Raw genomic sequence first — 17,797 nt, forward strand, 5'->3', positions numbered from 1 at the left:
GACGACGCGAACCGCATCTGGATCGGCGGCCTCGCGCAGAACGCGGCTCCCTGCTCACGGTCGCGGTCCGCCGCAGATCGACCCCCTTCAACCCGCGCGCCGCGCAGCGCTCGCGACGGAGCGATCCGCCCGCGAGCCGCGCAGACCGAGGCGATGCGCAGGCCGTGCAAACGTCCCGCTCCTGCGCGCGATCCGTCTACGTTCTTCACCCCACAGCGACGCGCCGGGGTCACCCACGTTCAGCCTCGCGCGGCCCGCCATGGCTCACCGACCGTACGGACGGCAGCGCACCACGCTCCGCGCATTTCCTGCTTGTATCGTGGCACTGCAGATTGACACCTCAGAGTCGCCTCAGTCACACTGCTTCCGAGGCGGCTGCTGTGTGTCCAATCTTCACCTCCTCCCGCTGCCCGAGGAGAGGCGCGACATGCCTGATAGCCGACAGCGAGAGGTAACCGGCAGCTCGAAGGTCTCGAGGGCTGCCGCGACAGACCCGCTGCTGGGGCGTGTCATCAACGGCCGCTTCACGATCGTCAGCGTCATCGCCCGCGGCGGCATGGGGAAGGTGTACAGGGCCGAGCAGGCGCCGCTCGGCCGCATCTGCGCGCTCAAGGTGCTGAGCCCGAAGTACGACGGCGACCACGATCCCGAGTTCCACAGGCGCTTCTTCCTCGAAGCGTCGATCGCGGCGAAGCTCACGCACCCGAACACGGTCACCGTGTTCGACTACGGCCAGAGCGACGACGATATCTACTACATCGCGATGGAGTACATCGAGGGGAAGACCCTGCACCGCGTGCTCCGCGAGGAAGGGCCGTTCTCCGAGGCGCGCGCGGCCCACATCGCGCGCCAGATCTGCCGGTCGCTCCGCGAGGCGCACGGGCTCGGCGTCGTGCACCGCGACCTCAAGCCGGGCAACGTCCTGCTCGTCGATCACGAGGACGAGCACGACCACGTGAAGGTGCTCGATTTCGGGCTCGTCAAGGACACCCAGAGCGGCGAGGACCTGACCCAACAAGGCCTGTTCATGGGCTCGCCCAAGTACATGGCGCCCGAGCAGATCACCGGCAGCGATGTCTCGGCGCGCACCGATATCTACGCGCTCGGCGTGATGATGTACGAGATGCTGTCGGGCCAGGTGCCCTTCGACAAGGGCGCGGGCGTCGGGACGCTCATGTCGCACGTCCACGACCAGATCCCGCCGATGCAGGCCCACAACCCGCAGCTCTCCATCTCGCAGACGATGGAGGGGATCGTCTATCGCTGCCTGGAGAAGGACCCGGCGCATCGCTTCTCGTCGATGAACGAGCTCGTCAACGCGCTCAAGTTCACCGCAGGCGGCATCTCCACGCGAGACACGGGCGAGAACCCGCCCATGCTGTCCGGCACGACGGGCTACCGCGCGTCGCTGCCCTCGTATACGTCGGCCACGCCGTACCCGTCGGCGCCCTCGTATCCGTCGGCCACGCCCTACCCATCGGCGCCCTCGTATCCGTCGGCCACGCCCTACCCATCGGCGCCCTCGCGCCCATCGGCCACGCCGTACCCATCGGCCGCTCCGCTCTCGACGACGAGCGATTTTCCGGGCCTCTCCACGCCGTACTCGTCGCCACCCGCGAGCTCACCCGCCACCTATACAGGCCCCCTCGCCACGGACAGCGCCCTCAAGCCGCCGGCGGCGCCCGTCTTCGTCCCCCCGTCGATCACCGACGCGATGGGATCGCGCCCTGCGCCGCCCGCGGAGGGGCTCTCCTCCGCCCAGACCGGCGCGAGCTCCGGTCGAAAGGTCATCCCCTGGGCGCTCACCGCGGTCCTCGCGGTCGGGGTCGGCGTCGCCGCCGCCCTGATGGCGCGCGGGCCGGCCGCCTACACGAGCGCGGCGGCGCGCGAGCAGGGCGCGGTGAGCCCTCCTCCGCCCGCAGCGACGGCCCCGGCAGCGCAGGCGCCCGCGGCGCGCGGGCTGCACGTCGAGAGCACGCCGCCCGGCGCGGCCGTCAGGGAAGGCAACAAGGAGCTCTGCGCCGAGACGCCGTGCGAGATCGTCTGGCGAGGGGCCGCGGCCGCGCTCGCGCTGGAGCACGAGCTCGTGTTCGAGAAGCCGGGCTACAAGCCCGCCACGGTGCGCGTCTCCGGCGCCGAGGAGAAGGTGCGCGCGAAGCTCGACCCGGCCGCGATCGCGGCGCCGGCGACCCCGAGCAAACCCAGGGCGAACCTCCAGAAGCCCGAGCCGTACAAGAGCAACCCCTACTGACGAGGGCGCGGACGCGCCCCGGCCGCTCTTCTGGTAGAGTCGCCGCGCTTTCGCGGCTGCGACCTTTTACGATGGCCGCAGCGGCTTCGCGTTCGCGCGAGGAGCTCACCGGACGCTCCTCGCGTGGACCCGTCGATGAAGTGTTCGGTGTGACGTGGGGAGCAGCGCCGTCAGCGCTCCCGAGCTCTCGCCGGGATCGCCTTCGCTCCCCGGCCCCGCTGAGGACAGGGCGAACTCATGTCGTCTTCCGATTCCTGCTCGCACCGCCGCCGCGACGACGTCGCGGCGCTCGACCCGACCGACGACGCCCGCGCGGCGCGGCCGCGCGGCGCGACGGCGCTCCGGCGGAAGCTCCTCGCCTGCGCCGTCGCCTTCGGCGCGATGACCGCCGCGCGCGGCGCGCTCGCCGACGCCCGCACCGAGGCGCGCCTCCACTTCCGGGCAGGCATGGATCTCATCGCCCAGAAGCAGTTCGACGAGGGCATCCGGCAGCTCCAGAAGGCCAACGAGATCCTCCCGCACCCGAACGTCACCTTCAACATCGCGCGCGCGCACGCCGAGGCGGGCCACATCGAGCAGGCGCTCGCCGCCTACCGCGAGTACATCGCGAGCGATCCCGCGGACCGCGAGCAGGTGACGCGGATCGTGGAGCAGCTGGAGCAGCGCCTCGCCGCGCAGCGCGCCGCGGCGATCCCCGAGCCGAAGCAGCCGCCGGCGCCCGCGCCGCAGCAGCCGGCGCCGCAGCAGCCCGCCCCGGGCGAGGCGCCCGCTACACCGCCCCCCGGCGGGGAGCCCGCCGCGCAGGGCGCGCCCGCGACGGCCGCGACGAAGGCGCCAGGGCCGGGATCGAAGGCGGCCCCCGGCGACGCCGCGAGGATCGTCGGCGCGGCCCGGACCGAGGACGTCTACCAGGAGACGGTCGTCACCGCCTCGCGCGGCGCCCAGAGCCCGCTCGACTCCCCGAACTCGACGACCATCGTGACCCGGCAGGACATCCGGCTCTCCGGGATCACGCGCATCCCCGAGCTGCTCCGGCGCGTCGCCGGCATGGACGTCATGCAAATCACGGGCGGCGACGAGAACGTGTCGATGCGCGGCTTCAACAGCCGCCTCGCCAACAAGATCCTCGTCCTCGTGAACGGGCGCACGGTCAAGAACGACGTGCTCGGCTCGACCTTCTGGGAGGCGCTCTCGATCGACGTGGATCAGATCGAGCGCATCGAGGTGGTGCGCGGCCCGGGCTCCGCGCTCTACGGCGCCGACGCGTTCGCCGGCATCGTCAACATCATCACGATCGAGCCGGGCGTCGGGAAGAGCGGCTTCCGCGCGGGCTACGGCGATCACCGGCAGGGCTACGCCTCGGTGTGGGCCTCCGCGCGCGAGGGCGATTTCGCGTACCGCCTCTCCGCGGGCTACACCCGCTACCCCCGGTGGTCGCGCGAGGTCGCGGACGACCGCATCGACCTCGAGACGAGCGGCCAGAGCCAGGATCTCGGCGCGCAGAACGTCCGCATCGACCTCCGGACCTCGCAGCGGCTCGGGCCGCAGCGCGAGCTCACGGTGGGCGCCGGCTACGCCCGGAGCGAGCTCGACATCTACGGCATCGGCCCCTTCAACGACTACAACCTGGAGGTCGCCAACGCGGACGTCGCGGTCGCGTACCGCAGCGAGAACGTCAACGCGCGGACGTACTACTCGAACCTCGACGGGTACTCGCTGCTCAACGCCGCCTACCTCGGGCACACGCTGTTCGCAGGGCGGCCGCAGCAGCACGTCGTGAACGCCGAGCTCGAGTTCGTGAAGACGCTCCGCGCGCCCGCCCCCGTCGTGCACGACTTCCACATCGGCCTCGGCTACCGGCTCAAGGCGACGTCGTGGAGCTACCTCGAGGACGACATGCCGCTCGAGCACCAGGGCTCGGTGTTCCTCCAGGACTCGATGAAGCTCGGCGAGCGCGTCACGGTGGTCGCGTCCGGGAGGCTCGACTACGTGCCCTACCTGGAGCGGCTCATCCCGTCGCCGCGCGGCTCCGTCATCGTCAAGCCGACCGAGCGCCAGGCGATCCGCGTCTCCGGCTCGACGGCGTTCCGCTCGCCCACGTCGCTCGAGGCCTACGTCGACCTGCCCATCCAGCTCGCGCTGCCCGGCCTCGAGCTCCTCTCGACCTCGAGGACGCCGGGCAGCTCCGAGCGCCCCATCGACCCCGAGCAGATCATCACCGCCGAGGCGAGCTACCTGAACCAGCAGAGCGACTACTTCGAGTTCGAGGTCACCGCGTATTACAACCGCGTGAGCGATCTCATCGTGCTCGCCGAGCCGCAGCGCACGACCCTCTCGCAGCGCGCCCACGGGTCCGGGGGGCTGAACCCGGAGACCGGGAGATACACCTCCGGATTCGGCGGCTTCGAGAACCAGAGCGACGTCTACCACGTCTTCGGCGGCGAGCTCGGCGGCCGCGTCTACCCCATCGAGGGGCTCGACATCTTCGCCAACTACGCGCTCAACCGCTCGATGCACCAGCGCCCCGACGGGCGCGACGCGCTCGAGGACGCGCGCACCAGCCGGCACAAGGTGAACGCAGGGGTCCAGGTCCGCACGCCGATCGGCGTCGACGGCGAGGTCACGCTTCACTACCAGTCCTCGCAGGTGTGGGCCGAGCAGGTCCCGACGGGGACGGTCATCGCCACGAAACAGTACGAGCTGCCCGCGTACACGCTGCTCAACGCGCGCGTCGGCTACCGCTTCCTGGACCGCGCCGAGATCTCCGCGACCGTGTTCAACGCGCTCGACGGGCTCGGCGACGACGCGCTGCAGATGCACCCGTTCGGCAACCGCATCGGCCGGCGCTTCATGGGATTCTTCAGCTACTCGCTCTAGGCAAGGCCATGCTCCGACCCAGCCCCCGCACCGGTCTCCTCCTGCTCGGCGCACTCCTCGCGGCCCTCCCGGGCTGCGACGACGTGGAGGTCTTCGTCCCGCTGCCGGACCTGAGCGGCCCCGCCGGGGTGCTCGACGGCACGGTGACGTACGCCGGACCCCGGCCCTGCACGAAGGACGGCCACGTCGTCGGTGCCGCGATCGTGCTCGGCTTCGACACGCGCCTGCTGCCGCCGCCCGAGGGGCTCGGCACCTCGGCCGCGAGCATCGACGTGATCCCCGGCGACGAGCTCTTCGGAGGCCTGGGCGCCGCGCTCGATCGCTCCGAGGACGGCGCGCTCCACTGCCCCGAGCCGGACGAGCCGCCCGTCACCGTGAGCGCTACCTGGAGGCTTTCGCCCCTGGCCGCCGGCACCTACCAGGTCCGCGGCTTTTACGACCACGACGGCAATTTTGACCCCACCTTCAGCATCGCCAACCTGCCGACCCGGGGCGACGTGGCCGGCGGCGCGATCGAGAACGCGACCGAGGTGCTCGAGGGCGCCGCCCCGCGGTACCGCGCGATCACGATCGCCGCCCCCATCCCCGAGACGGGCACGCGCGTCAGCGGCATCGCCGTCACCCTCGGCCTCCCGCTCCCGCTGGAGCGGCCGCTCTTCCACGTCGCCGAGGTGCTCGCGCCGGCGTCCGGCGTCACGCAGAGCCCGAGCGAGGTGGTCATGGCCTCGGACTTCCAGCTGGAGACGTTCAGCCCGGCCAACCCCGCCGGCACCGAGGCGTCGCTGCTGCGCCTGCGGCTCGCCGCGGGGGTGCCGGACAGCGAGGTCGCGCGCGCGGCGAAGCCCCCGCTCTCGCTGCCGGTGGGCGGCGAGCCCGCGCCGACCCTCATCTACGCGCGGCAGGACGTGAACGGCGACGGGGCGATCGACGGCGACGATCATGTCCCCGACTCGGCCCTGATCCCGGCGCTCTTCCCGATCTCGGTGTTCGCGAAGCAGGACGACGAGGAGCCGTTGACCAGCCAGGCCGCGCCCGCTGTGATCCTCCAGGGGCTCACGATCTACGACGATCTCGTGACCACGGCCACGCTCGGCCCGGAGCCGCTGAACGAGCCGCGAGACAGCGCGCTCATCGGCGTCCGACCCGCCGCGCTGTGCATGCACCCGACCGAGCCGGAGCGGGGGGGCGTGCTCGTGCTCAGCCACAAGACCGACAAGGAAGGCAACGACATCATCGCGGAGCGGGACGTGGCCCAGGTCGAGGAGGCGCTGAGCCGGCAGTTCGGGCGCACCATCGAGGTCGCGTTCGGCTGCCTGCCCGAGGGGAGCTACGCGCTCAACCTCATCTACGGCACCGGTCAGGCCTGGACCGTGCCCAACGAGGCCGGCGTGTGCGCGCCGTCGGAGGCCGAGACGGCCGACGTCTGCGGCGCGCGGCCGCGCCTCGCGTCGCAGAGCGTCGTGCTGCGCATCGGCCCACCGGACGACAGCGCGTACTGCGCCGAGCACCCGACGCCGGCGGCCTGCGCCCGGTAAACGCCGCAGCGTTGCGGCGTTGCGGCGGCGTCGGGTCGCGCGCGGCGCGAAGGCCGCCGCGATCCGGGCCCGGGCGCGGTGAAAGCGCCGGTTTCCTGCTGGAGGCGGCGGTTGCCTCGCGCGCGCGAACCGATGGTAGGGTCTCGGCATGCGCTGCACTTGCTTTCCCTCGCTTGCTCTTCTGGGGGCGCTCGGCGGCGCCGCGGCGGGCGCGCTCATTCCATCCGACGCGTCCGGCGGCTGGCCGCCGCCCGTGTTGGCCAGCGCAGCGGACATGGCCGAGCCCGAGCACTGGCCGAACGATCCGGACTACGGCACGTCGGTCACGCAGAGCGGGCAGTGGGGCTTCTACTCGTTCATCCCGGCCCCGAGCGGGTACGTCCGGCCGGAGGAGTCCGCCGCCGGCATGGCGATCGATCTCGCCTGGCGCTTCACCCAGGGGGACCCGCGCGTCAGGATCGCCGTCGCCGACTCCGGGATCTTCTGGGGAGAGGGGGATCTCCTGGAGAAGGTGTGGCTCAACCAGGGCGAGCTCGCGGCCCACAAGCCGCGGCACGCGGACGGCGCGGGGTGCGGCGGCGACGGCGCGCTCGAGGGCTTCGACTGCAACGGCGATGGGGTCCTCTCCGTCGCGGACTACAGGGACACGCCGGAGCTCACGCCCGCGGCGTCGGAGGGGCGGCCGCAGGGCGATCGGAACGGGAACGGCCAGCTCGACGCCGGCGACCTCATCCTCAACTTCTCGGACGGGATCGACGACGATCGGAACGGCTACGTCGACGACATCGCGGGCTGGGACTTCTTCAAGAACGACAACGATCCGTTCGACGACGCCCGCAACGGCCACGGCACCGAGGGCGCGAAGACGTCGGCCGCGCAGACGAACAACCAGCTGGGCGGGGCCGGCGTGTGCCCGGAGTGCAGGTTCATCCCGCTGCGCGTCGGCGAGAGCCACGTCGCCGACGCGCAGGACCTCGCGAAGGCGCTCCTCTACGCGGCCGACAGCCGGGCCAACGTCGTGCAGTGCCCGGTGACCGCCGTCGACAACACCGGCTTCGTCCAGGCGGCGCTCGACTACGCCCACGCCCAGGGGACGCTCGTCGTCGCGTCGATGGGCAACGAGGGCTCGCGCCACCACAGCGTGCCCGCGACGAGCAACCACGCGCTGCCCGTGAGCGCCGTCCGCCACGACGGCCAGAGCGTCGCGACGTCGACCACGTTCATCGACGCGTCGCCGTGCTCGAGCTTCGGCGGCAACAACGTGCTCGCCGTGTCGAGCCCCGGGTGCGCCAGCGACGCGACCGCCGAGCTCGCCGGCGTCGCGGGGCTGCTCTACGCCGTCGCCCTCGACCGCGGCGTGTCCCTGTCCCCGGGGGAGGTGCAGGGCCTGCTCGTCGCGACCGCCGACGACATCGCCATTCCGGAGTCGCAGGAGCCCGGGTCGCTGTACCGCTTCTCGCAGGCGGGGTTCGATCAGCGGTTCGGCCACGGCCGCGTCAACGCGAACCGCGCCGTGGAGGCGCTCCTCGAGGGGCGCGTGCCGCCCGCCGTCGACATCACGTCGCCGCGGTGGTTCGAGGTCGTCTACAAGGATCAGGTCCAGGGCCCGGTGCCGATCGAGGGCACCATCTCGGCGAAGCGGGCGATGGCCTACGACTACTGGGTCGAGTGGGCTGCAGGCGCGCAGCCGCTCGAGGCGGATTTCAAGGTGATCCACAAGGAGACGAACGTCGCGCCGACGGTCGTCACCGGCGCCGAGGGCCCGATCGCCTCCCTCGACGTGCGCACGATCGACACATCCCACCTCCGCGACCCCGACAGCCCCCACGGCGAGGACGATCGCGCGATCACGGTGCGCGTCCGAGCGAGCGCCCACTACGCCACCGGCAAGGTGGAGAGCGAGGCGCGGCGCACGGTCCACGTCGACAGCGATCCGACGCTGGTCCAGGGCTTCCCCGTCCGCGTCGGCGACAGCGTCGAGGGCAGCCCGAAGATGGCCGACATCGACGGCGACGGCGTCCTCGAGCTCGTCTACCCGACGGCCGGCGGCGCGCTGCACGTGCTGAAGGTGACGCCGAAGGGGCCGCAGCCGCTGCCGGGGTTCCCGTACATGACCCGCCCCACCGACGGCCTGCTCAATCCGCCGGCGTCCCCGGCCACGCCCGCTTACGTCGGCGCTCCAGCGTACAGCAAGGTGGACAGGAAGCTCGGCCGCGAGCCGATCCTGAGCGCGCCCGCCATCGGGGACCTCGACGGCGACGGCAGGCAGGAGATCGCGATCTCCACCTGGCCGGGCACGATCTACGTCATCGGCGCGGACGGCGACGTCCGGCGGGGGTGGCCGAATCGCCTGCCCGAGATCCCCTCCTGCCCCGTCGATCCCGGGGCTCCGGCGAGCGCGCCGTGCATGTCGGCGGCCGCGCGGATCGCGCGCGGGGCCTTCGCCTCGCCGGTCCTCGCGGATCTCGACGGCGACGGGCGGCTCGACGTGATCCAGGCGGCGTTCGACGGCACGGTCCACGCGTTCGACGGGGATGGCAGCGCGCTGCGCGGCTTTCCCGTCGAGGTGCACTACGCGGGTCCGCTCGCAGAGGAGCCGGCGCGGAGCCGCCTCCTCGCGACGCCCGCCGTGGCCGACTTCAACGGCGACGCGCTGCCGGATCTGCTTGTCGCGTCGAGCGAGCGGCTCGGCGAGGACGGCGAGGCCGGGGCGGTCTACGTGATCGATGGGCGAGGCACGACCGCGCCCTCCGGGCCCGTGCTCGCGGGGTGGCCCATCACCGTGCCGTCGCTCTCGTTCGACCCGCTCGCAGCGGAGGGGATCACGGCCTCGGGCGTCGTCGGGCGGTTCGACGGCGCGCTGGCGGGCGTCGTCCAGGGCAACGGCGCGCCGCCGCTCGTCCTCCCGGCCTCCCCCGGCGAGCAGCGCGAGCTCCTGGCGACGCCGGCGGGCGCGCTGCCGCGGGCGAGCGGCGGCTCGCCGGCCGGGCTCGACCCGACGTTCGGGCCCCTCTCGCCCGCCGCCGGCGCCCGGACGATGATCCCGCTGCTGTCGCAACCCGCGCTCGGCGACATCGATCAGGACGGCACCCCCGACGTCATCGCCGCGGGCGCCTCGAAGGCGGCCGCGCTCGCCCTCGCGGGCGCGCAGGGGGCGACGCAGCCGGGGCCTCACCTGCTCGCCGTCTGGAGCGGCAGGTCGGGCGCGATGCTGCCTCGCGCCCCGTTCGTGCTCGAGGACTACGCGATCTCGGGCAGCCAGGCGGTCGTCGATCTGAACGGCGACGGCTACCCCGAGGTGCTGAGCGGATCGAGCGGCTACTTCCTCCACGCCTTCGACGGGTGCGGCCGGGAGCCGCGCGGGTTCCCGAAGTTCACCGGCCAGTCGATCACCACGACGCCCGCCGTGGGCGACCTCGACGGCGACGGCACGCTGGAGATCGCCGTGGGCACGCGCGACGGCTGGCTCTTCGCCTGGCACACCGAGGCGACGACGGGCGCGCTCATCGCCTGGGAGAGCCTCCATCACGACAACCAGAACACGGGCAACCTCGACACGCCGCTCAGGCAAGGGGTCGCGCGGACGGCGCCGCGGCCGCTGACGGTGGACCTGTGTGAAGGCCCGCAGCAGGCCCCGCTCATCCTCCAGCTGGGCGGAGGCTGCGCGTGCGAGGCCGCGGGCGCCGAGCCGCGGCGCGGGTCCGGCGCTCGAGGCGCGGGCGCGGCGCTGGGCGCGGCGCTGGTCGGGGTGATGGCGCTGTGGGGGAGGCGGCGGAGGGCGTAGGCCGTGAAGGAGCCGCGCAGCGCCGCGCGGATCCGCGTCGCTCAGCGCCAGCCGACCTGCAGCACGCACGCCCCCGCGCCGCCGGCCCCGCAGCGCAGCTCGAGGAGGCGCACCGTGGACCCCGACGTGGCGAGCAGCGCCCGCAGGAAGCCGCTCACGTAGCGGCACATCACCGGCGCAAGCCCGTCGGGCAGCCAGAGATCGACCTTGGCGCTGTGGGTCGACGTGCGCTCGACCTGGACCCGCCCCCACGCGTGGAACCGGCGGAGCAGCGGCCCCGCCACCTCCAGCAGCGCCTCCGGTGTCCGCGCGACCTGGAGCCTGCGCAGCATCTCGGGGAGCGCCGCGCTCGCGAGCGCGCCGCCGGCCGCCTCCACGCTCCCGGGGGCCTCGTCGCCGAGCGCGCGCAGGTAGGCCACGAGGGGCGCCACCGGGTAGAGCGCGCCGTCGTCGGTCGCCGCGACGAGGGCGTCGCGGTCCGCCGGATCGAGGCCGCTCCACACGCGCGCCTCGCCCCCTTCGCCGAGCCGCCGCGCCGCCTCGGCCCTGCAGAGCCGGAAGGCCAGGCCGCGGCTCAGCGGCGCGCCGTCGTGCGGCGCCGGGATCGGGGCCTGCGTACGCTCGCCTGGGCTCGCGAGGAGCGGGCTCGAGAGGAGCGCGGCCGCGAGCGCGTCGGCGAAGGCGACCGGCGAGGCGATGCGCCGGGACGGCTCCGGCTCGAGCGCCCGCGCGAAGAGGGCGTCCACGCCGGGGGAGAGCCCCGGCCGCGCGCGCGAGGGGGGCGTGATCTCCCCGCGCTGCTGCATGGCGACGATGCCGTAGGCGCCCGCGGCCTCGAACGGGGCCCTGCCCGTCAGCATGGCGTAGGTGACCGCCGCGAGGGCGTAGGTGTCGAGCGCCGGCTGCGGGTCGGCCGCCCCGGGGATCAGCTGCTCCGGCGCCGCGAAGCCGCGCGTCCCGCCGACGAGGTGGGGCCGCTCGCTGCCCAGCCGGGCCCCGAGCCCGAAGTCGATGAGCACCGCCCGCTCGATCCGCGTGTCGAGCAGGATGTTGCCCGGCTTGACGTCCGCGTGCACGTACCCCTCGGCGTGCATGCTCGCGAGCGCGCCCGCGATCTGGCGGACGACGGAGAGCACCTGGTGGAGGGGCATGAACCCGCCCTGCGGGGCGCGGTCGACGATGTGGCGGTGGATCGTCTCTCCCTCGACGTACTCGAGGAGGAGGTACATGCGCGCGCCGTCGAGCCGCCCCCAGCCGTACAGCTGGACGATGCTCGGGTGCCTCAGCCGCACGAGCGCCTCGGCCTCGCGGAGCAGGGCGCTGTCGTCCGGCTCCGTGACCACCTTGAGCGCGACGAGCTGGCCGAGGAGCTTCTCGCGCGCCAGGTAGACCTGCGACTGGCCCCCCTCGCCCAGGATCGCGGTGATCCAGTACTTGTCGTCCACGAGATCGCCGGGGGCGAGCCGCACGGGCAGCTCGTTCGCGTCCCCCCGGGCGAGCGGCGCCTCGGCGCTCTCCGGCGCAGGCCGCGACGTGGGCCGCTCGTTCGACTCGGTCACGTGGGGCGAGAGGCCGGAGCGCCGCGCGAGCTGCTCGCTCACCAGCCTAGCCGCGAGCTGGAGGGTCGCGATGCTGCCCGCGTCGAACCCCCGGGGCTCGCCGGACACCGCGCACACGCTCCCGACGGCCCCGACCCCCTCGATCACGACGGGGAACCCCGCGTACGCGCGGACCAGGTTCATGGCCACGAGCGGGTTCTCGGACAGCACGGGGTGCGCCTGGGCGTCCTCGACGATGAGCGGAGCGTTGTCGCGCGCGACGTGCTGACAGAAGGACCACGAGCGCAGCGTCCCTCCGGCGATCGACAGGTCGCGGGGGAGGCCGGTCGCGCCGATGAAGATCTGCCGCGACGAGTCGATGATCGTCACGACGCTGGCCGACGTGCCCACGCCCCGCGCGACGAGCTCGGCGACGACGACGAGCTCGGGGTCGGGCGTCGTGCTGCGCAGGCCTCGCCGCTCGATCTCGGCGTCGCGCGCGGGGTCGTCCAGGGGGTCGGCGGCGCCGCCCGCCGCCGGGTGGCTCAGGGTGGGACCGCCGCCCGACGACGGGAGCAGCGCCCCGAGGAGCGCTTCCGGGGTGACCGGCTTGTGGACGACCGCCGCGATCTGCTGGGGGGCGCGCAGACGGACCACCCGGCTGCACGCAACACCTCGGCCATGTAGTCGCGCTCCGTGGCGATGGGCTCCAGCAGGAGGACATTGCGCGTCATCGAACGGCGAGAGTACCTCGCCCGGAAGGGGAGGAGCACAGGCGCTGCCGCGCGCGTGAGGTTCGAGCCCCGGAACCTCCCCGCGCCGCCGCTGTCATTCCGCAGGCACGACGGACAGCCGGCCAGCGCGGCCGAGCGCCCGCCTGAAGGACGCGGATCCGCGCGTCCTCCGCGCGGTTCCAGAGGACGTGAGCGCGCCGCTCCGCGCGGCGCACAGGGGAGATCTATGCCCAGCGCGAACACGACGGACGCCGGGGATGGCGGCGCCGCCACCGATCCGAACCTCACCGCCGCGAGGCAGCCCGACGCGGCGAGCACCGGCGAGGCCGGAGGGCCGGTGCGCTCCGTGGAGATCGTCATCTCCTGGGGCACGACCGTGCTCTTCGTCCAGCACCTGACGCCGCCGCGCGCGTTCGACGTCGGTGAGGGGCGCGACGACGGTCGCCCGTGCGACTGCTTCCTCCCCGAGCGCGCGCTCGGCGCGCGCCGCGCGCCGCTCCTCGAGGTCGACGGCGCCGGGCGCGTCGGCTTCGTCCTGCCGGGCGCCGCGACGGGGACGCTCACGCTCGCCCCCGGCGGCGCGCCGCTGTCCGCGGCCGCGGCGCGGGAGCTGCATGTCGGCGTGGAGCGCGCGGCGCGCGCGGCGATCCCCGGGGCCACAGTCGTCCCCCTGCCCGCGCAGGGCCGCGTGGACGTCGAGATCGCGGGCGTGCGGATCCAGATCCGCGCCGATGCCACCGCGGGCGAGCGCGTGCGCCGCTCGCTCGTGAACCGGAAGAGCCTCGCCCTCCACGCCGTCTCCGCGGCCCTGCACCTCGGGCTCCTCGGCGCCCTCGCTCGCTGGGCGCCGCCCCTCGTCGACCCGTCCACGGGCATGAGCGCGGATCGGATCGCGCTCGTGCAGCGGTACCTCGCGTCCGCCGACGAGCGCGAGATGCGCGCGGCGATCGAGCGCGAGGGCGAGCCCGCCGCCGACGCGAAGGAGGGCGGCGCAGGGACGCGAGCCAAGGGCGAGGAAGGGTCGATGGGCCACCCATCGTCCACGCCACGCGCGCTGGCGACGGGGAACATGTGGGGGGTCCAGGGCCCGAGCGACAGCCCCGATCCCCACGTGGTGCGGCAGCAGGCGCTGCGCGACTCGGCCGAGTTCGGGATGATCGGGCTGCTCAACGCCGGGGGCGGCGGCGATCCGAGCGCCCCCACGGCGCCGTGGGGGCTCGACGGCGCCGCGTCGTCCGCAGGCGGCGCGGGCCTCCCCCTCGCCGGCCTCGGCGGCCTCGCCGGCGAGCGCGCGGCGCTCGGGCTCGGATCCATCGGGACGATCGGGCACGGCGGGGGCGCCGGGTCGGGCCAGGGGTTCGGGAGCGGCCACGGGCGCGCCGGCGCCTCCTCGCCGCCGGTCTCGGCGCGGATCGCGGCCGCCTACGCGCCGGAGCCCGAGGTCGCCCTCGATCCGAACGGCCGCTTCGCCACCACGTACCGGCCCGGGGGCGGCCACCTCGCCGCGTTCGAGGCCGCCCTCGCGCGCGGCGTCGTGCCCGCGGCGGAGCGCGAGTTCGTCGGCGACGTCGCCGCCCGCTACGCCCCGGAGGTCCCGCTCGCCCCCGACAAGGCGCTCGGCCTGCGCGCCGACCTGGAGCGCGCCGCGATTGGCCCGGGCGGCGGCGCCTTCCACCTGCGCCTCGCGCTCCGCTCCGCGGCGGCGGCGACGCCCGCGCGGCCGCACCTCTCGGTGCACCTCGTCCTCGACACGAGCGGCTCGATGTCCGGCGCGCCGATCGACAGCGCCCGCCGCGCCGCGCAGGCCCTCGTCGATCGGCTCGCGCCGACCGACGACTTCTCGCTCACCGCCTTCTCCAGCGACGCCGAGGTGGTGATCGAGGACGGCCCCGTCGGCCCGCGCCGCGCGGCGATCCGCCGCGCCGTCGAGGGGCTCCGCGAGGGCGGCGGCACCAACATCGGCGCGGGGCTCTCGCTGGGCTACGCGCAGGCGAGCCGGCCGGGCATCCCCGAGGACGCCGTACGCGTGGTGCTGCTCGTCTCCGACGGCCGGGCGACGAGCGGCCTCACCCACAGCGAGCGCCTGGCGCGGCTCGCCCTCGACGCCTTCCAGCGCGGCATCCAGACGAGCGCGCTCGGGCTCGGCGACGACTTCGACGGCCAGCTCATGAGCTCGATCGCGAGCGACGGGGCCGGCGGCTACTACTACCTGCGCCACCCGGAGCAGATCGCGCCCGCGCTGTCGACCGAGCTCGACAAGCGCCTCGACCCGGTCGCGACCGCGGTCGAGGTGCGCGTACGGCTGAAGGCGGGCGTCGATCTGCTCCGCGCCTACGGTTCGCGCCGGCTGGACGGCGCCGAGGCCTCCCGCGTCCGCGCCCAGGAGATCGCGGCCGACATCGCTGCCCAGTCGCGGGACCGGATCGCGGCCGACCGACGCGACGACGCCGAGGGCGGCATGCGCTTCTTCATGCCCGTGTTCGCCCGCGATGATCGGCACGCGCTGCTGCTCAAGCTGAGCGTCGGCCCCGGCGCGGGGAAGCGAGCCGTCGCGACCGTCGAGCTCAAGTACAAAGATCGGCTCTCCAAGAAGAACGCGATCGAGGAGATCCCCATCGAGGTGCGTTATGCGGACAGCGACGCCGCCAGCGCGGCGTCCGTCGACGCGTCGATGACGCGCGCGCTTCAGGGCTTCGCCGCGGGCGAGTCGCTCGCGGAGGCCGCTGCCCGCGTGGCGCGCGGCGATCGCGCCGGCGCCGCCGCGCTCCTCTCCGAGCGCGAGGGCATCCTGCACGAGGCCGCGACCCGGCTGAACGAACCGCTGTTCCTGGAGGACGCGGCGCGCCTGTCGCGCCTCCGCGCGCACATGGGCGCAGAGCAGGGCCTCGGCGATCCGCTCGTGCTCGCGATGTTGCTGGAGACGGCGGGGCGATCCCGCCTGCGCTGACGCGCAATCGCAGCGCGCACACGGGCGGAGGCGTCGCCCAGGTGGTAGGCTGAGCGCGGCCATGACAGACAGAGTCTCATCGACCGGACGCGCTGCGCTGCGAGAGTCGCTGCTCCAGTTCTCCGCTTTCGCCGACGCGCTCGAGTCCCGATCCATGCGCGAGGCCATCGATGCCTGCATCACCGTCCTGGACGCTCCAGGGCCGCTCGACAAGCGCGACCTCGCCCCATGGCTCAAGGTCGTCCACGAGCGCGCGGCCGATGTCTTTCGACGGGGTATCCGTCAGACCACGGGTGTGCTGCGCCAGCAGATGATGCACGGCCTGAAGCAGGCTGAAGAAGACGCCGTCTGGATGCAGCACGCCATCGACGCGCTCAGTCGAGACCGCGCGAACTGACATGCTGAGCTGAAACAGCGCTCGTCGCCCCCGCGCAGACAGCGGCTCGCCGCGACAGGCCGAAGCGAGCCGGCCGGAGGCGGGAGCAGGCGGGCCGCGGACAGCGTGACACGACACGCGCCGTCCGTGCTACGAGAGGGGACATGTTCGCCTCGGCGTTTCCGCTGCTGCTCCTCGGCTTCTCTCTCGGGATGCGCCACGCCACCGACGCGGACCATGTGATCGCGGTGGCGACCGTCGTGAGCCGGGTGCGGAGCCTCGGGACGGCGCTGCTGATCGGCGCGATGTGGGGCGTCGGCCACACGCTCACGCTGATGGTGATCGGCGGCGGCATCCTGCTCTTCGGGCTCGTGGTGCCGCCGCACGTCGGCCTGGCCATGGAGCTCTCGGTCGCCCTGATGCTGATCGGCCTCGGGGTGTATCACCTGGCGCGGCTCTACCGGGCGGTCCGGCGGGGCGAGCCGCCGGCGCCCGACGTCGCGCCGGTCAAGCACGCCGCGCCTGTCGCGCAGGTTGCTCACCACGACGGCCACCGGCACGACCTCGGCTGGGCGGACCGCGTGTTCGGCGTTTCGCGCGTCTATGCGAGCCTCCGGCCGCTGCTCATCGGCGTGGTCCACGGCCTCGCAGGCTCGGCCGCGGTGGCGCTCCTCGTGCTCACCACGGTGCGCGACCCGCGGTGGGGCATCGGCTACATCGCGCTGTTCGGCGTGGGCACGATCGCCGGGATGACGCTCATCACCGGGGTGCTCGCGCTGCCGTTCGCCTACGCGCGCGCTCGCACCAGCGGGATACACCACGCCTTCGGCGCCGTCGCCAGCCTCCTCAGCGTGGCATTCGGCCTGTTCCTGGCCTACGACATCAGCTTCGGATCCGGGCTGTTCACCGCGGACCCGCGGTGGACGCCAGGCTGACGGCGCCCGGGCGGGCCGCGCTCGCGCTCGCGCGCGCGCCGAAGGAGCGACGCTCGGCGCTCACCGGCTCGCGGTCGACCAGGCGCGCTCGGCCTCGCGCGGCGACGCCGGCGCGAGGTGCGCGTCGATCTGGGTCATGAGCCAGTCGAGGAACTCGTCCTTCAGGATCGTCTGCGCCACGTGCAGATCGGTCCAGACGGGCGCGCGCGCGGCCGCCCGGTCGCTCGTCTGCACCACGACCGGGATCGTGCAGAACCTCGCGTCGTCGCGCATCGCGCGGATGAACTCCACCCCGTTCATGACGGGCATGTGGACGTCCACGATGGCCAGCGCCACGGGCTCGCGCGCGAGCAGCTCCAGGGCGTCGCGCCCGTTCTCGGCCTCGAGCACGCTGAAGCGCGGCTCGAGGATCAGCCGGTAGCACTCCCGGATGTCCGCGTCGTCGTCCACGACGAGGATGGTTACCCCCTCGACGGCGCCGAGCACGCGCTCGACGGCGGCGCGGAGCTCCCCCGCGGTGACGGGCTTGCGCACGTAGCCGGCGACCCCTCGCAAGATCGCCTCTGCCGGCTTGTTCACGACGGAGACGAGCATCACAGGCACCCGCTCGCGCGACTGCACAAGCCGGTTGAAGGCGAAGCCATCCATCTCGGGCATCAGGAAGTCCGCCAGGACGAGATCGGGCGTCCACGTCCGGAGGAGCTCCAGCGCCGCGCTCCCGCCGCGCACGGTCCGGACGTCGTACGCCGCGCCTTGCAGCGCCTCGGCCATCCACGCGAGCGTCCCCGACTCATCGTCGACCAGCAAGAGCTTGGCCATG

Annotated in this window: 9 protein-coding genes; 7 read left to right on the forward strand and 2 right to left on the reverse strand. The window is 73.6% G+C overall.

Annotated elements, in window-relative coordinates; all coding sequences use genetic code 11:
- The first annotated feature begins 427 nt into the window (after positions 1-427).
- The 4 genes from WMF11_RS32810 to WMF11_RS32825 all read left to right on the forward strand — a co-directional run bounded on the left by WMF11_RS32810 (position 428) and on the right by WMF11_RS32825 (position 10,447).
- Positions 428-2,251, forward strand: a complete 1,824-nt coding sequence (locus WMF11_RS32810; protein WP_437973538.1) for a protein kinase domain-containing protein — start codon at positions 428-430, stop codon at positions 2,249-2,251.
- A 237-nt stretch (positions 2,252-2,488) separates the two neighbouring features.
- On the forward strand, positions 2,489-5,128 hold the full coding sequence (locus tag WMF11_RS32815; protein ID WP_437973539.1) for a TonB-dependent receptor domain-containing protein: 2,640 nt from the start codon (positions 2,489-2,491) through the stop codon (positions 5,126-5,128).
- 8 nt (positions 5,129-5,136) lie between these two features.
- Positions 5,137-6,663 (forward strand): hypothetical protein, encoded by a 1,527-nt coding sequence (locus tag WMF11_RS32820; protein ID WP_437973540.1) that lies wholly within the window; start codon positions 5,137-5,139, stop codon positions 6,661-6,663.
- A gap of 148 nt (positions 6,664-6,811) precedes the next feature.
- Positions 6,812-10,447, forward strand: coding sequence for an FG-GAP-like repeat-containing protein (locus WMF11_RS32825; protein ID WP_437973541.1), 3,636 nt, complete (start codon positions 6,812-6,814; stop codon positions 10,445-10,447).
- A 41-nt stretch (positions 10,448-10,488) separates the two neighbouring features.
- Here WMF11_RS32825 and WMF11_RS32830 read toward each other — a convergent pair whose 3' ends face one another.
- Positions 10,489-12,642, reverse strand: coding sequence for a protein kinase domain-containing protein (locus WMF11_RS32830; RefSeq protein WP_437973542.1), 2,154 nt, complete (start codon positions 12,640-12,642; stop codon positions 10,489-10,491).
- A gap of 303 nt (positions 12,643-12,945) precedes the next feature.
- Between WMF11_RS32830 and WMF11_RS32835 the strand changes: the two genes are divergently transcribed.
- The 3 genes from WMF11_RS32835 (at position 12,946) to WMF11_RS32845 (ending at position 16,977) form a co-directional block, all read left to right on the forward strand.
- Positions 12,946-15,666 (forward strand): vWA domain-containing protein, encoded by a 2,721-nt coding sequence (locus WMF11_RS32835; RefSeq protein WP_437973543.1) that lies wholly within the window; start codon positions 12,946-12,948, stop codon positions 15,664-15,666.
- A gap of 154 nt (positions 15,667-15,820) precedes the next feature.
- Positions 15,821-16,063: a hypothetical protein gene (locus WMF11_RS32840; protein ID WP_437542744.1), complete on the forward strand. Its 243-nt coding sequence runs from the start codon at positions 15,821-15,823 to the stop codon at positions 16,061-16,063.
- Between the two features lie 143 nt (positions 16,064-16,206).
- Positions 16,207-16,977, forward strand: coding sequence for a high-affinity nickel-transport family protein (locus WMF11_RS32845; RefSeq protein WP_437903201.1), 771 nt, complete (start codon positions 16,207-16,209; stop codon positions 16,975-16,977).
- Positions 16,978-17,037: 60 nt separating this feature from the next.
- On the opposite strand, the gene WMF11_RS32850 is transcribed toward WMF11_RS32845, so the two are convergent.
- Positions 17,038-17,796 carry a response regulator gene (locus WMF11_RS32850; protein ID WP_437542750.1) on the reverse strand — a complete coding sequence of 253 codons (759 nt, stop codon included), beginning with the start codon at positions 17,794-17,796 and terminating at the stop codon, positions 17,038-17,040.
- Between the last annotated feature and the right edge of the window lies 1 nt (position 17,797).

This window comes from Sorangium sp. So ce295 (genome assembly GCF_051527405.1).
GTDB classification, from domain to species: Bacteria; Myxococcota_A; Polyangia; order Polyangiales; family Polyangiaceae; genus Sorangium; species Sorangium cellulosum_B.

Bases quoted from the DNA above. Each gene is read 5' to 3' on its own strand.
- WMF11_RS32810 (WP_437973538.1), top strand. From the start codon at position 428: ATGCCTGATAGCCGACAGCGAGAGGTAACCGGCAGCTCGAAGGTCTCG.
- WMF11_RS32815 (WP_437973539.1), top strand. From the start codon at position 2,489: ATGTCGTCTTCCGATTCCTGCTCGCACCGCCGCCGCGACGACGTCGCG.
- WMF11_RS32820 (WP_437973540.1), top strand. From the start codon at position 5,137: ATGCTCCGACCCAGCCCCCGCACCGGTCTCCTCCTGCTCGGCGCACTC.
- WMF11_RS32825 (WP_437973541.1), top strand. From the start codon at position 6,812: ATGCGCTGCACTTGCTTTCCCTCGCTTGCTCTTCTGGGGGCGCTCGGC.
- WMF11_RS32835 (WP_437973543.1), top strand. From the start codon at position 12,946: ATGCCCAGCGCGAACACGACGGACGCCGGGGATGGCGGCGCCGCCACC.
- WMF11_RS32840 (WP_437542744.1), top strand. From the start codon at position 15,821: ATGCGCGAGGCCATCGATGCCTGCATCACCGTCCTGGACGCTCCAGGG.
- WMF11_RS32845 (WP_437903201.1), top strand. From the start codon at position 16,207: ATGTTCGCCTCGGCGTTTCCGCTGCTGCTCCTCGGCTTCTCTCTCGGG.
- WMF11_RS32850 (WP_437542750.1), bottom strand. From the start codon at position 17,796: ATGGCCAAGCTCTTGCTGGTCGACGATGAGTCGGGGACGCTCGCGTGG.